Raw genomic sequence first — 14,734 nt, 5'->3', positions numbered from 1 at the left:
CAGACCACAATCAAGATCCCAGAGGTATTGATTGGTGAGATTATTCGGTACGCTCTTCGTACCCTGTCTCTTGCACCAACCTGCGCGGATGCGCAGGTTTTTTTTCATACCTATTTTACTGTCGCTCGAGTTCTCCTTCTGGTGTAATCTCGCACCATTCATTATTACTGAAGAATGAGCAAAGGGAGTTGGAATGCTTTTTAGCTTTTTTCGTAATTTGTGCCGTGTTCTGTACCGCGTTCGCGTGACAGGCGATACCCAGGCACTGAAGGGCGAGCGCGTTCTTATCACGCCCAATCACGTCTCATTTATTGATGGCATATTGCTGGCGCTGTTTTTACCCGTTCGCCCTGTTTTTGCCGTTTATACTTCCATTAGCCAGCAGTGGTATATGCGTTGGCTGAAATCATTTATCGACTTCGTTCCCCTCGATCCGACGCAACCCATGGCGATTAAACATCTGGTGCGTCTGGTGGAACAGGGCCGCCCGGTGGTGATTTTCCCTGAAGGGCGAATCACGACAACCGGTTCGTTGATGAAAATCTACGATGGTGCGGGGTTTGTCGCGGCGAAGTCAGGCGCGACGGTTGTTCCGCTGCGTATTGAAGGGGCGGAGCTTACGCACTTCAGCCGCCTGAAAGGGCTGGTTAAACGCCGCTTGTTCCCGACAATTCATCTGCATATTTTGCCGCCAACACAAGTGCAGATGCCAGATGCGCCGCGCGCGCGTGATCGTCGCAAAATTGCAGGCGAAATGCTGCATCAAATTATGATGGAAGCGCGTATGGCCGTGCGTCCACGTGAAACGCTGTACGAATCGCTGCTGAGCGCGATGTACCGTTTCGGGGCCGGAAAAAAGTGTGTTGAAGACGTCAACTTCACCCCGGATACCTATCGCAAATTACTCACTAAGACACTGTTTGTTGGGCGTATGCTCGAAAAATACACTGCTGAAGGGGAAAGAATCGGCTTAATGCTGCCTAACGCAGGTATTAGCGCAGCAGTAATTTTCGGTGCTATCGCCCGTCGCCGTATCCCGGCAATGATGAACTACACCGCCGGTGTAAAAGGGCTGACCAGCGCCATTACCGCGGCTGAAATCAAAACCATTTTCACTTCCCGTCAGTTTCTCGATAAAGGCAAACTCTGGCATTTGCCGGAACAGCTTACCCAGGTACGCTGGGTCTATCTGGAAGATTTAAAAGCGGATGTCACTACTGCCGACAAAGTGTGGATCTTCGCGCATTTGCTGATGCCGCGCCTGGCACAGGTAAAACAGCAGCCGGAAGAAGAGGCGCTGATCCTGTTCACCTCCGGTTCAGAAGGCCATCCGAAAGGCGTGGTTCATAGCCATAAAAGCATTCTGGCGAATGTCGAGCAGATTAAAACTATTGCCGACTTCACCACCAATGATCGCTTTATGTCGGCATTGCCACTGTTCCACTCTTTTGGTCTGACTGTTGGCCTGTTTACGCCACTGCTGACTGGGGCGGAAGTGTTCCTTTATCCAAGCCCGTTGCACTATCGAATTGTGCCGGAACTGGTGTACGACCGTAGTTGCACCGTGCTTTTCGGCACCTCGACCTTCCTCGGTCACTACGCGCGCTTTGCCAACCCGTATGATTTCTATCGTCTACGCTATGTGGTGGCAGGCGCAGAAAAACTGCAAGAAAGCACCAAACAGCTTTGGCAGGATAAATTTGGCCTGCGCATTCTTGAAGGTTACGGCGTGACGGAATGTGCTCCGGTGGTGTCCATCAACGTACCGATGGCGGCGAAACCCGGTACGGTAGGGCGTATTTTGCCAGGTATGGATGCGCGACTGCTGGCGGTTCCGGGTATCGAAGACGGCGGTCGCCTGCAACTGAAGGGGCCGAACATTATGAACGGCTACCTGCGAGTGGAGAAGCCGGGCGTGCTGGAAGTACCTGCGGCCGAGAATATCCACGGCGAGATGGAGCGCGGCTGGTATGACACTGGCGATATTGTGCGTTTCGACGAGCAGGGATTTGTGCAGATTCAGGGGCGAGCGAAACGCTTTGCCAAAATTGCCGGGGAGATGGTGTCGCTGGAAATGGTTGAGCAACTGGCTATTGGTGTTTCACCAGACAAGATGCATGCCACCGCCATTAAGAGTGATGCCAGCAAAGGCGAGGCGTTGGTGCTCTTTACCACAGACAATGAATTGACTCGCGATAAGCTGCAACAATATGCCCGCGAGCACGGTGTGCCGGAACTTGCCGTACCGCGCGACATTCGCTATCTGAAGCAGATGCCATTACTGGGCAGCGGCAAACCTGACTTTGTCACGTTGAAAAGCTGGGTAGACGAAGCGGAAAAACACGATGAGTGAGTCAGTGCAAACTAACACTTCGCTATGGTCGAAAGGGATGAAAGCGGTTATCGTCGCGCAGTTTCTCTCTGCGTTTGGCGATAACGCGCTGCTGTTTGCCACTCTGGCGTTACTGAAAGCGCAGTTCTATCCGGAGTGGAGCCAGCCCATCCTGCAAATGGTGTTTGTAGGTGCTTACATTCTTTTTGCACCGTTTGTCGGTCAGGTTGCCGATAGTTTTGCCAAAGGTCGGGTGATGATGTTTGCCAACGGTCTTAAGCTGCTGGGTGCTGCCAGTATCTGCTTTGGCCTCAACCCCTTTCTCGGTTATACGCTGGTGGGCGTTGGTGCGGCAGCCTATTCACCAGCAAAATACGGCATTCTTGGTGAATTAACCACCGGCAGCAAGTTAGTGAAAGCTAACGGTTTAATGGAAGCTTCCACCATTGCGGCAATTTTGCTCGGTTCCGTAGCTGGTGGTGTGCTGGCTGACTGGCATGTTCTTGCTGCTCTGGCTGCTTGTGCTCTGGCTTATGCTGGCGCGGTCGCGGCAAATCTGTACATTCCGAAGCTGGCGGCGGCGCGTCCGGGACAGTCGTGGAATCTCATCAACATGACCCGTAGTTTCCTACTGGCCTGCACTTCACTGTGGTGCAATGGCGAAACGCGATTTTCGCTGGTAGGCACTAGTTTGTTCTGGGGAGCCGGCGTCACGCTGCGTTTCCTTTTAGTGCTGTGGGTGCCGGTGGCGCTGGGCATTACTGATAACGCCACACCAACCTACCTCAACGCGATGGTGGCGATCGGTATCGTGGTTGGCGCAGGCGCGGCAGCGAAGCTGGTCACGCTGGAAACCGTTTCACGCTGTATGCCTGCTGGAATTTTGATTGGCGTGGTGGTGCTGATTTTCTCCCTGCAACACGATCTGCTGCCTGCCTATGCCTTGCTGATGTTGATTGGCATGTTGGGTGGTTTTTTTGTTGTACCGCTCAATGCGTTATTACAGGAGCGAGGCAAAAAAAGCGTCGGGGCGGGGAATGCCATTGCGGTACAGAACCTGGGCGAAAACAGTGCTATGTTGCTGATGCTGGGGATTTATTCACTGGCGGTAATGGTGGGAATTCCGGTTGTGCCCATTGGCATTGGTTTTGGTGCGCTGTTTGCGCTGGCAATAACGGCGCTGTGGATCTGGCAACGCCGTCATTAATCTTTTGCCAGATGACACATTCAGCCATCTGGTGAAGGTCACATTCCCGAAGGGGGCATACCTTTCGGATACTTCACGCTGTAAGAGAATGGCAGACTCACGTTCTCTTTGCCCGACAGTTTCAGCGTCCAGGTCAGTTCACCCGTTTTCGCATCAAACTGCGCCTGCCCGTACTGCATTTTTTCTACCGTAATATCACTATTAGTACTGACTGGGATCTGGTCGAGCAGAGTGATATCCACCGCTTCGCCGTAGCTGTTCTTCACATTAAGGGTGTAACTGAAGTTACGTATTGCGCTGTCGTTAAAGATAGATAACGCATTCTCTTTTTTGAGAGCGGCTTTACGCTGAATAATCAACTTAGGATCGCGGTTAAGCTGAATATCCAGCGACTTGCCAACTTCGGCGGCACTTTTATTGGTTAATGTGCTATTTGCCTCTAATACCTTAATTTGAGCCGCAATATTGTTTTTCTCGGCGGTTAGTTTTGCCTGTTCCACCTTTGCTGCTTTTAACTGTTGCTGAATCTCTGACGGCAACGCATTCGGTTGTGTTTCCTGTAGCTCGATACGTGAGGAAAGCACCGTCACTCCGTTATCGATAGAGATGGCGATGCTGTCGTCAGTTACCGAATTGGCAATATGGGTGAAGATGATTTCGCTTTCACCTGCCGGTAAGTTGAGTGTCTCTTCACCTTGCAGGCTGGCACCATGCAGATAAACAGTGACGTCTTTAAGTGTTAGCGCTGGGTTAACTGCGCCCTCCAGGCGGAGGACATACACCCGGTAAGTAACATGGCGAGGGGAAGAGGTTTGAAAATCAACATGGTTATCCTTAACAATGGGTACAGACATTGAAACGCGCTCTGGCGTTGACCAAAAGAGTCTATTGCGCTTTGTCAGGAAAGATGCGGCGAAAAGTAGTGAATATATTCTGAAAAGTGGAGAAAAGAGACGCCTGGCGCATAACACCAGGCGAAAGGATCACGGTGCCGGATAAGTATAAACCTGATGTACCGCTTCAATTTCAGCCAATACGTCTTCGCTTAACTCCAGATGCAAACTTTCGACGTTGGTTTTTAACTGTTCCATCGTCGTTGCGCCCAGCAGAGTGCTGGCAACAAACGGTTGACGGCGTACAAAGGCCAGCGCCATCTGCGCAGGATCGAGACCATGACGTCTGGCGATATCAACATACGCCGCGACGGCTTTTTGCGTCTGCTCGCTGCTGTAGCGGGTGAAGCGACTAAAGAGTGTATTGCGTGCGCCAGCCGGTTTTGCACCATTGAGATATTTCCCGGTCAGCGTGCCGAAACCCAGACACGAATAGGCCAGTAACTCGACGCCTTCATACTGACTGACTTCCGCCAGACCCACTTCAAAGCTGCGGTTTAACAGACTATAGGGGTTCTGAATAGTGACGATGCGCGGCAGATCGTGTTTGTCTGCCAGATGCAGATAACGCATTACGCCAAATGCGGTTTCATTCGACACGCCGATATAACGAATTTTTCCCGCGCGTTGGTACTCCGCCAGTGCATCCAGCGTGTCGAGCAGAGAAATCGCAGGGGCAGAATCCGTCCAGCTATAACCGAGCTTGCCGAAGCAGTTAGTCGGGCGCTGTGGCCAGTGCACCTGATAAAGATCGAGATAATCCGTCTGCAAACGTTTGAGGCTGTCATGCAGGGCTTCGCGGATATTTTTTCTGTCCAGCGCCTGATCCGGGCGAATGCCCTTGTCATTATTGCGCGACGGTCCGCTCACTTTGGAGGCGATAATTAACTTTTCGCGGTTGCCATGTTTTGCCAACCAGTTACCGACATAGGTTTCGGTTAAACCCTGAGTTTCGGGGCGCGGCGGTACGGGGTACATTTCGGCAACGTCAATAAGATTAATGCCCTGAGCGACGGCATAGTCGAGTTGTGCGTGGGCGTCGGCTTCGCTGTTCTGTTCACCAAACGTCATCGTGCCAAGCCCCAGCGTGCTGACTTCCAGCGAGCTGTGGGGTATACGGTGATATTGCATAGCCGTTTCCTTTTTATAATCACGACATAAGGAATATAAAAATGGCAGAGGGAAGGGAAAAGGGAAAGCGAAAAATCTTAAGGCCAGCCGGATGCTGACCTTATTTTTTAACGTTCAATAATTTGCGAGACATCATCACGGTTAATTTGCATAGCGTTACCTTGCTGATCGTGATAACTCACAAGCCCGGTATCATCGTCAATTTCCGGTTTTCCATCCGTCAGGATCATTCGACCATCTTTAGTTGCCATCACATAATCACTGCTACAACCGGAAACAGCAAATGCCAGTCCGACTGCAGAGATTAATACTGCCCATTTTTTCATCCGGTTATCCTCATTAAGCCCACCAATGATAATAGTCTGTTTATAATCTGACGTTATACATCTTGAAAGCAGGAAAGTCTTAAACTGTGAGGATAAAGGGAAGGCATTCGCTCTCCCGCAGGAGAGCGAACGGAACATCAGAGTGGATTCTTTTTATTGCGAATCAGGTTGAGGCTTTCTACTGCAATGGAGAAGAACATTGCGAAGTAGATGTAACCTTTCGGTACGTGGATATCGAAACTTTCCAGAATCAGGGTAAAGCCCACCAGAATCAGGAAAGAGAGCGCCAACATTTTCACTGATGGATGGCGTTCAACAAAATCACCAATTGAACGTGCGGCGAACATCATCACGCCTACGGCAATCACTACGGCCGCCATCATAATAAACAGATGATCCGACAGACCCACGGCGGTAATGACCGAGTCGAGGCTGAAAATAATATCCAGCAGCATAATCTGCACGATAGCACCGAGGAATGAAGAAACGCGTGTTTTCAGCCCTTCTTCTTCGCCTTCGATAGACTCGTGGATCTCCTTACTGGCTTTCCAGATAAGGAACAGACCGCCCAGCAGCAGAATCAAATCACGAGCGGAAATTTCCTGACTGAAGATTGTAAAAAGCGGATTCGTCAGGCGAGTAACCCAGGCAATCGATGCCAGCAGCGCCAGACGCATAACCATGGCTCCAGCCAGCCCCAGACGCCGCGCATGACCACGCTGTGCGGTGGGCAACTTTGCGACCACCAGAGAAAGGAAAATAATATTATCGATCCCAAGAACGATCTCCAGCAGCGTCAGCGTACCGAGCGCAAGCCAGGCGTTAGGATCGGTTATCCATGCAAATAACATCTAAAAAGCCCTGCCAAAAAAAATGAAGCGGTAATTATATGCCCGGAATGCGGCAGGTCAAAGTGATGGCTACTGGATCAAAAAATGACGCGCCAGTAGCGCACTGGTGAAATTCTTCTTCAAATAAAAACCGCGTGGCAGCGTCAGAATCCGTTCGCCCCGGGTGCCAATGGCTTCGGTCAAAGCTTTCGCATTCGCTGCTTTCGGCCGTATTTGTAAATATTCCCCATGACGAGCGGTGATTCGCTCAACCTGACCGAGGACAATCATATCCATCAATTCTTCCCAGTCCTCGCGCAACTGCTGGTCTTCCTCTTCATTCGGGCTCCACAACAACGGTGACCCTACGCGACGTAGCGCCAGCGGGATGCTGCGCTCGCCTTCAACCGGTATCCACAGCACCCGTTTGAGTTTGTGGCGCACGTGGCTGGTTTCCCAGGTCACGCCGCTATTGCCGGTTAACGGTGCAACACAAACAAATGTCGTTTCCAGCGGACGTCCCAGACTATCCACAGGAATCGTTTTGAGTTCCACGCCTAAAGCAGCAAAATCTTGTTCAGGTTTACTGCCAGCGCTGGCTCCGAGCCAGATCTCCAGTAACACACCGATCCAACCCTTATCGCGTTTTAAATTCTCCGGTGTAACCAACCCGGCAAGCGCCGCCAGTTCACCTAGTGTGTAACCAGAAAGTTGCTGTGCTTGCGCCAGTAACTGCGCTTCAGTTTCGGGGGGAGAGAGCAATGGGCGAGGTTGGGACATGGCTTAACACCTTGGTTAAAAAACAAGCAGCTATTCTGTGCCGAATACTCAGAGTGTAACTTTTTCCACATGCGTTGTTCAATTCTATGATTTATCTTGTTTTTTAATCTACAGGCTACTGTGTTGCGCAACGTCCTGGTGGGTTTTCCAATTCTGGTCACTGAAAATAAACAGGATCTTACACCATGTTATCCACAGAAAGCTGGGATAACTGTGAAAAACCCTCACTACTGTTTCCATTTACAGCCTTGACGTGCGACGAAACTCTAATTTTTAGTGGTACGGTGCTTAACTTAGTGGCACATTCTGTGGATAAATACGACGTTGGTTGATCTTTCGCCAACGCGTAAATGGGTGGTGTGACCATGGTCACAAATATCTCTGTTTCATCACTCTTTACGTATATAATATACTGATTAATAAAAAATATTTTAAGGCGCGTTTATCCGGCTGATTCAGAGTGCTCTGGGTTTTCCCGTGGTAATTCCGTACTTCTTCACAACTCTATCCACAGAAAAGGTGAATAAAAACGGTTATCCGCCCCTTCCTCTGTTTATAACTCTGCACTTAACTGTGAGTTATTCAATTGTTATTAGTGTGTAATGCCCTGCAGAGAGTGGTTTACCGTCTTCCTGGAGTATGAAACAATCATTCGTATATAAAGCTTTATTTTGAGGTAGTCCGGTGATTGATGACGATGGCTACCGCCCAAACGTAGGTATCGTGATTTGTAATCGTCAGGGGCAAGTAATGTGGGCCCGGCGATTTGGTCAGCACTCCTGGCAGTTTCCGCAAGGCGGAATTAATCCCGGAGAATCCGCAGAACAGGCGATGTACCGTGAATTGTTTGAAGAAGTAGGATTAAGCCGTAAAGACGTTCGAATCCTTGCTTCAACACGTAACTGGTTGCGCTACAAATTACCGAAACGTTTGGTGCGTTGGGACACGAAGCCGGTTTGTATCGGCCAAAAACAAAAATGGTTTCTCTTGCAGTTGGTGAGCGGCGATGCGGAAATCAATATGCAAACCAGCAGTACACCAGAGTTTGACGGCTGGCGATGGGTAAGTTACTGGTATCCGGTCAGACAGGTGGTGTCATTTAAACGTGATGTCTACCGTAGGGTAATGAAAGAGTTCGCGAGTGTTGTGATGGCGCTTCAGGAAAATACGCCTAAACCACAAAACGCATCAGCTTATCGACGTAAAAGAGGTTAAGTCACGCCAATTATGCTCACTCGCCTGCGCGAAATAGTCGAAAAGGTAGCCAGCGCACCACGCCTGAACGAGGCGTTAAATATTCTGGTTACCGACATCTGTCTTGCGATGGATACTGAGGTCTGTTCGGTCTACCTGGCCGATCACGACCGACGTTGTTACTACCTGATGGCGACCCGGGGATTAAAAAAACCACGTGGTCGCACTGTAACGCTTGCGTTTGATGAAGGGATCGTCGGTCTGGTTGGCAGGCTGGCGGAACCGATAAACCTTGCGGATGCGCAAAAACACCCCAGCTTCAAATATATCCCCTCCGTAAAAGAAGAGCGTTTCCGTGCGTTTTTAGGCGTGCCGATTATTCAACGTCGCCAGTTGCTTGGTGTACTGGTGGTGCAGCAACGCGAACTGCGGCAGTACAACGAAAGCGAAGAATCCTTCCTGGTGACGCTCGCCACCCAGATGGCCGCCATTCTATCCCAGTCGCAGTTGACTGCGTTGTTCGGGCAATATCGCCAGACGAGAATCCGCGCATTACCGGCCGCGCCCGGTGTAGCGATTGCCGAAGGTTGGCAGGATGCAACGTTACCCTTAATGGAACAGGTGTATCAGGCATCAACGCTGGATCCGGCGCTGGAACGTGAGCGACTGACCGGGGCGCTGGAAGAGGCGGCCAATGAGTTTCGCCGTTACAGCAAACGCTTTGCCGCCGGGGCGCAAAAAGAAACGGCGGCTATTTTCGATCTTTACTCACATTTGCTTTCCGATACGCGTCTGCGTCGCGAACTGTTTGCTGAAGTGGATAAAGGTTCGGTCGCAGAGTGGGCGGTGAAAACTGTCATTGAAAAATTTGCCGAACAGTTCGCCACACTAAGCGATAGCTATCTCAAAGAACGAGCGGGCGATCTACGCGCGCTGGGTCAGCGATTACTGTTTCATCTTGATGATGCCAATCAGGGGGCGAACGCCTGGCCGGAACGTTTCATTCTGGTGGCAGATGAACTGTCAGCGACTACCCTTGCGGAACTGCCTCAGGATCGCTTAGTCGGCGTTGTCGTGCGCGATGGTGCTGCCAACTCCCACGCCGCAATCATGGTGCGTGCACTGGGGATCCCCACCGTGATGGGCGCGGACATTCAGCCTTCGGTGCTGCATCGTCGGACGTTGATCGTTGACGGTTATCGTGGGGAATTGCTGGTCGACCCGGAGCCGGTGCTGCTACATGAATATCAGCGGCTGATTAGCGAAGAGATTGAGCTTAGCCGTCTGGCAGAAGATGATGTCAATTTACCCGCGCAGCTAAAAAGCGGCGAGCGCATAAAAGTTATGCTCAATGCGGGGTTAAGTCCGGAACATGAAGAAAAATTAGGCAGCCGCATTGATGGCATCGGACTCTATCGCACTGAAATTCCCTTTATGCTGCAAAGCGGCTTCCCGTCGGAAGAAGAACAGGTGGCGCAGTATCAGGGCATGTTGCAAATGTTTAATGATAAGCCCGTCACGCTGCGCACGCTGGATGTCGGTGCTGATAAGCAACTGCCTTACATGCCTATCAGCGAAGAGAATCCATGTCTTGGTTGGCGTGGGATCCGCATTACGCTCGATCAGCCGGAGATCTTTTTGATTCAGGTACGGGCGATGTTGCGTGCTAACGCCGCCACGGGCAACCTGAACATCCTGTTGCCGATGGTCACAAGTCTCGATGAAGTTGACGAAGCACGCCGCCTGATCGAGCGTGCCGGACGTGAAGTCGAAGAAATGATTGGTTACGCAATTCCTAAACCGCGTATCGGTATCATGCTGGAAGTGCCATCGATGGTATTTATGTTGCCGCATCTGGCAAACCGGGTCGATTTTATCTCGGTAGGCACCAATGATCTGACCCAGTACATTCTGGCTGTCGATCGCAACAACACGCGGGTGGCAAACATTTATGACAGTCTTCATCCTGCAATGCTTCGAGCCCTGGCGATGATCGCCCGGGAAGCGGAAGCGCAGGGGATCGACTTACGTTTGTGCGGTGAAATGGCGGGCGATCCCATGTGTGTGGCGATCCTCATTGGGCTTGGGTATCGCCATCTATCTATGAACGGACGCTCTGTCGCGCGCGTAAAATACTTGCTGCGGCGCATTGATTTTGCCGAAGCAGAAAATCTTGCTCAGCGCAGTCTGGAAGCGCAACTGGCGACTGAAGTTCGTCATCAGGTTGCGGCATTTATGGAGCGTCGCGGCATGGGTGGGCTGATTCGCGGAGGATTATAGCGCGGTTCCTATACATATCTTTTAACGGTATCCGGCAACCAGCCTGGTCCCCTTGTGCTATTATTCGCACCTTTGGAGCGCCTGAAACCTGCGGCGCGCATTTCAATCGCTGTTCTCTTTCAGCGAAATAACAAGAACTTGTGGTGACAGATGACCAGTAGCTATCTGCATTTTCCGGAATTTGATCCGGTCATTTTCTCAATAGGACCCGTTGCGCTTCACTGGTACGGCCTGATGTATCTGGTGGGGTTCATTTTTGCAATGTGGCTGGCGGGGCGTCGGGCGAATCGTCCGGGCAGTGGCTGGACCAAAAATGAAGTTGAAAACTTACTCTATGCGGGCTTCCTCGGTGTCTTCCTGGGCGGACGTATTGGTTATGTTCTGTTCTACAACTTCCCGCAGTTTATGGCCGATCCGCTGTATCTGTTCCGCGTCTGGGACGGCGGCATGTCCTTCCACGGCGGCCTGATTGGCGTTATCGTGGTGATGATTATCTTCGCCCGCCGTACCAAACGCTCCTTCTTCCAGGTCTCTGATTTTATTGCACCGCTCATTCCGTTTGGTCTTGGTGCCGGGCGTCTGGGCAACTTTATTAACGGTGAACTGTGGGGCCGCGTTGACCCGAACTTCCCGTTTGCCATGCTGTTCCCTGGCTCCCGTACCGAAGACATTCTGCTGCTGCAAAACAACCCACAGTGGCAATCCATTTTCGACACTTACGGTGTGCTGCCGCGCCACCCGTCACAGTTGTACGAACTGCTGCTGGAAGGTGTGGTGCTGTTTATCATCCTTAACCTCTACATTCGTAAACCGCGCCCAATGGGGGCTGTCTCAGGCTTGTTCCTGATTGGCTATGGCGCGTTTCGCATCATTGTTGAGTTTTTCCGCCAGCCCGACGCGCAGTTTACCGGTGCCTGGGTGCAGTACATCAGCATGGGGCAAATTCTTTCCATCCCGATGATTGTCGCGGGTGTGATCATGATGGTCTGGGCATATCGTCGCAGCCCACAGCAACACGTTTCCTGAGGAACCATGAAACAGTATTTAGAACTGATGCAAAAAGTGCTCGACGAAGGCACACAGAAAAACGACCGTACCGGAACCGGAACGCTTTCCATTTTTGGTCATCAGATGCGTTTTAACCTGCAGGATGGATTCCCACTGGTGACAACCAAGCGTTGCCACCTGCGTTCCATCATCCATGAGCTGCTATGGTTCCTGCAGGGCGATACCAACATTGCTTATCTGCATGAAAACAATGTCACTATCTGGGACGAATGGGCCGATGAAAATGGCGATCTCGGCCCGGTGTATGGCAAACAGTGGCGCGCATGGCCAACGCCAGATGGTCGTCATATTGATCAAATCACCACGGTATTGAATCAATTGAAAAACGACCCGGACTCCCGCCGCATTATTGTTTCGGCGTGGAACGTGGGCGAACTGGATAAAATGGCGCTGGCTCCGTGCCATGCGTTCTTCCAGTTTTATGTGGCAGACGGCAAGCTTTCTTGCCAGCTTTATCAACGCTCCTGTGACGTCTTCCTCGGCCTGCCGTTTAACATCGCCAGCTACGCACTACTGGTGCATATGATGGCGCAGCAGTGCGATCTGGAAGTGGGTGATTTTGTCTGGACCGGTGGCGACACGCACCTGTACAGCAACCATATGGATCAAACCCATCTACAATTAAGCCGCGAGCCGCGTCCGCTGCCGAAGCTGATTATCAAACGTAAACCAGAATCCATCTTCGACTACCGTTTCGAAGATTTTGAGATTGAAGGCTACGATCCGCATCCGGGCATTAAGGCTCCGGTTGCTATCTGATTTACGAAACATCCTGCCAGAGCCGACGCCAGTGTGCGTCGGTTTTTTTTACCCTCTGTTAAATTCTTCGAGACGCCTTCCCGAAATTTTGCAACGCCCTGCAACAACGTAAATAGTGCGGAAGACGCGCCGAGAAAATAGAAACAGGGCCTCGCCTTTTTTTCTCCTCGTCGCATACTGCCGACATGAAAACACAACGTGGTTATACGCTGATTGAAACACTGGTTGCGATGCTGATTTTAGTCATGTTAAGCGCAACTGGACTCTATGGCTGGCAATACTGGCAGCAGTCGCAACGGCTATGGCAAACCGCCAGCCAGGCGCGGGATTATTTGCTCTATTTACGTGAGGATGCCAACTGGCATAACCGCGACCACAGTATCAGCGTCATCAGGGAGGGAACGTCATGGTGTCTTGTAAGTGCCGCCGCAGGGACGAATACCTGTCATGGCCATTCACCGTTGGTCTTTGTGCCACGCTGGCCCGAAGTCGAAATGAGTGACCTGACCCCTTCGCTTACGTTCTTTGGCCTGCGCAATACCGCATGGGCCGGGCATATTCACTTCAAAAACTCAGCGGGCGAGTGGTGGCTGGTGATTTCACCGTGGGGAAGACTCCGGCTTTGTCAGCAAGGAGAAACACAAGGATGTCTGTAAAAGAGCAAGGATTTTCGCTGCTGGAAGTGCTGATTGCTATGGCTATCAGTAGCGTATTGCTGCTGGGGGCTGCGCGGTTTCTGCCAGCATTACAGCGGGAAAGCTTGATTACAACGCGCAAGCTGGCACTGGAAGATGAGATCTGGCTGCGGGTCTACACCGTTGCGAAGCATCTTCAAAGGGCTGGTTATTGTCATGGTAACTGCACTGGTGAAGGGCTGGAAATTGTCGGGCAGGGTGACTGCATCATTGTGCAGTGGGACGCGAACAGTAACGGTATCTGGGATCGTGAGCCGGTAAAAGAGTCCGACCAGATTGGATTTCGTTTGAAAGAGCATGTGCTGGAAATGTTACGTGGTGCCGCATCCTGTGAAGGTAAAGGCTGGGATAAAGTCACCAACCCGGACGCCGTCATTATCGACACTTTTCAGGTCCTGCGTCAGGATGTCAGCGGATTCTCGCCGGTATTAACGGTTAGTATGCGCGGTGCCAGTAAGGCTGAACCACAAACCGTGGTGGATGCCAGCTATAGCGTAACAGGATTCAACCTGTGAACCGTGAACGGGGCGTTTCATCGCTGGCACTGGTCCTGATGTTGCTGGTATTGGGCAGCTTGCTGCTACAAGGAATGAGCCAACAGGAGCGCAGTTTTGCTTCTCGGGTGACTATGGAAAGCCAGTCATTGCGTCGTCAGGCAATTGTACAGTCGGCGCTGGAATGGGGAAAAATGCACACCTGGCAGACGCAACCCGTAGTTCAGTGCTCACAGTTCGCTGCAACCGGTGCCCGAGTTTGTCTGCGTTTACTGGCTGATAGTGAAATCTTGCTGATTGCCAGTTATGAAGGCGTTTCATTATGGCGAACAGGCGAAGTGAACGATGGAAATATTGCTTTTTCGCCACACGGCTGGAGTGATTTTTGTCCGCAGAAAGAGGTGGCGTTATGTCAGCTTCCCTGAAGAATCAACAAGGCTTTAGTCTACCGGAAGTGATGCTGGCGATGGTGCTGATGGTGATGATTGTCACTGCGTTATCCGGTTTCCAGCGAACATTAATGAACAGTCTTACCAGCAGAGGCCAGTACCAACAGCTCTGGCGGCATGGCTGGCAGCAAACGCAACTACGCGCGATTTCGCCACCTGCCAACTGGCAGGTCAACCGAATGCAGACATCGCAGGCGGGATGTGTCAGCATCAGCGTTACGTTAGTTTCACCCGGGGGCAGAGAAGGCGAGATGACCCGCCTGCATTGCCCGAATCGTCAGTAGTCAGGAGCCGCT

The 14,734-nt window shown here is 51.5% G+C and carries 16 protein-coding genes; 11 read left to right on the top strand and 5 right to left on the bottom strand.

All coding sequences use genetic code 11. The annotated features are described in order from the left end of the window. Positions 1-193: 193 nt before the first annotated feature. Complete coding sequence (gene aas, locus A31E_RS08930; RefSeq protein ID WP_016249150.1) at positions 194-2,353, top strand: bifunctional acyl-ACP--phospholipid O-acyltransferase/long-chain-fatty-acid--ACP ligase; 2,160 nt, start codon at positions 194-196, stop codon at positions 2,351-2,353. Next, complete coding sequence (gene lplT, locus A31E_RS08935; RefSeq protein WP_000004668.1) at positions 2,346-3,539, top strand: lysophospholipid transporter LplT; 1,194 nt, start codon at positions 2,346-2,348, stop codon at positions 3,537-3,539. Before aas ends, lplT begins: the two co-directional genes overlap by 8 nt. Before the next feature lie 38 nt (positions 3,540-3,577). Here the strand turns inward: lplT and A31E_RS24465 are convergent, their stop codons facing one another. The 5 genes from A31E_RS24465 to mutH form a co-directional block, all read right to left on the bottom strand. Beyond that, on the bottom strand, positions 3,578-4,393 hold the full coding sequence (locus tag A31E_RS24465) for a DUF4139 domain-containing protein (RefSeq protein WP_016249149.1): 816 nt from the start codon (positions 4,391-4,393) through the stop codon (positions 3,578-3,580). A 129-nt stretch (positions 4,394-4,522) separates the two neighbouring features. Then, positions 4,523-5,563: an NADP(H)-dependent aldo-keto reductase gene (locus A31E_RS08940; RefSeq protein ID WP_001199280.1), complete on the bottom strand. Its 1,041-nt coding sequence runs from the start codon at positions 5,561-5,563 to the stop codon at positions 4,523-4,525. 107 nt (positions 5,564-5,670) lie between these two features. Continuing rightward, entirely contained in the window at positions 5,671-5,889 is a 219-nt protein-coding gene (gene ygdR, locus A31E_RS08945) for a lipoprotein YgdR (protein WP_000758660.1), read from the bottom strand. A gap of 137 nt (positions 5,890-6,026) precedes the next feature. Beyond that, entirely contained in the window at positions 6,027-6,740 is a 714-nt protein-coding gene (locus tag A31E_RS08950) for a TerC family protein (RefSeq protein WP_000895631.1), read from the bottom strand. A gap of 69 nt (positions 6,741-6,809) precedes the next feature. Continuing rightward, entirely contained in the window at positions 6,810-7,499 is a 690-nt protein-coding gene (gene mutH / locus A31E_RS08955) for a DNA mismatch repair endonuclease MutH (RefSeq protein WP_000082178.1), read from the bottom strand. A 185-nt stretch (positions 7,500-7,684) separates the two neighbouring features. Here mutH and A31E_RS26610 point away from each other — a divergent pair, with 185 nt between their 5' ends. The 9 genes from A31E_RS26610 (at position 7,685) to A31E_RS08995 (ending at position 14,722) form a co-directional block, all read left to right on the top strand. After that, positions 7,685-7,831: a hypothetical protein gene (locus A31E_RS26610; protein ID WP_001516990.1), complete on the top strand. Its 147-nt coding sequence runs from the start codon at positions 7,685-7,687 to the stop codon at positions 7,829-7,831. A gap of 352 nt (positions 7,832-8,183) precedes the next feature. Next, positions 8,184-8,714, top strand: a complete 531-nt coding sequence (gene rppH, locus A31E_RS08960) for an RNA pyrophosphohydrolase (protein WP_000564487.1) — start codon at positions 8,184-8,186, stop codon at positions 8,712-8,714. A 12-nt stretch (positions 8,715-8,726) separates the two neighbouring features. Continuing rightward, the gene (gene ptsP, locus A31E_RS08965) at positions 8,727-10,973 is read left to right on the top strand and encodes a phosphoenolpyruvate--protein phosphotransferase (protein ID WP_000957931.1); all 2,247 of its coding nucleotides are present in this window, start codon (positions 8,727-8,729) and stop codon (positions 10,971-10,973) included. A gap of 150 nt (positions 10,974-11,123) precedes the next feature. Then, the gene (lgt, locus tag A31E_RS08970; RefSeq protein ID WP_000204650.1) at positions 11,124-11,999 is read left to right on the top strand and encodes a prolipoprotein diacylglyceryl transferase; all 876 of its coding nucleotides are present in this window, start codon (positions 11,124-11,126) and stop codon (positions 11,997-11,999) included. 6 nt (positions 12,000-12,005) lie between these two features. Beyond that, positions 12,006-12,800, top strand: coding sequence for a thymidylate synthase (thyA, locus tag A31E_RS08975; RefSeq protein ID WP_000816232.1), 795 nt, complete (start codon positions 12,006-12,008; stop codon positions 12,798-12,800). Positions 12,801-12,985: 185 nt separating this feature from the next. Beyond that, entirely contained in the window at positions 12,986-13,456 is a 471-nt protein-coding gene (locus A31E_RS08980) for a prepilin peptidase-dependent protein (RefSeq protein WP_000857060.1), read from the top strand. After that, positions 13,447-14,010: a prepilin peptidase-dependent protein gene (locus A31E_RS08985; RefSeq protein WP_016249148.1), complete on the top strand. Its 564-nt coding sequence runs from the start codon at positions 13,447-13,449 to the stop codon at positions 14,008-14,010. The genes A31E_RS08980 and A31E_RS08985 overlap by 10 nt, the downstream gene beginning before the upstream one ends. Next, positions 14,007-14,414 (top strand): DUF2509 family protein, encoded by a 408-nt coding sequence (locus A31E_RS08990; RefSeq protein WP_016249147.1) that lies wholly within the window; start codon positions 14,007-14,009, stop codon positions 14,412-14,414. The genes A31E_RS08985 and A31E_RS08990 overlap by 4 nt, the downstream gene beginning before the upstream one ends. Next, entirely contained in the window at positions 14,399-14,722 is a 324-nt protein-coding gene (locus tag A31E_RS08995; RefSeq protein ID WP_001276464.1) for a prepilin-type N-terminal cleavage/methylation domain-containing protein, read from the top strand. The genes A31E_RS08990 and A31E_RS08995 overlap by 16 nt, the downstream gene beginning before the upstream one ends. Positions 14,723-14,734: the final 12 nt, after the last annotated feature.

This window comes from Escherichia sp. KTE159, from assembly GCF_000408805.1.
Taxonomy (GTDB): Bacteria; Pseudomonadota; Gammaproteobacteria; order Enterobacterales; family Enterobacteriaceae; genus Escherichia; species Escherichia marmotae.
The sequence above is the reverse complement of the archived record's forward strand: the minus strand, read 5'-3'. Positions and strand labels throughout refer to the sequence as shown.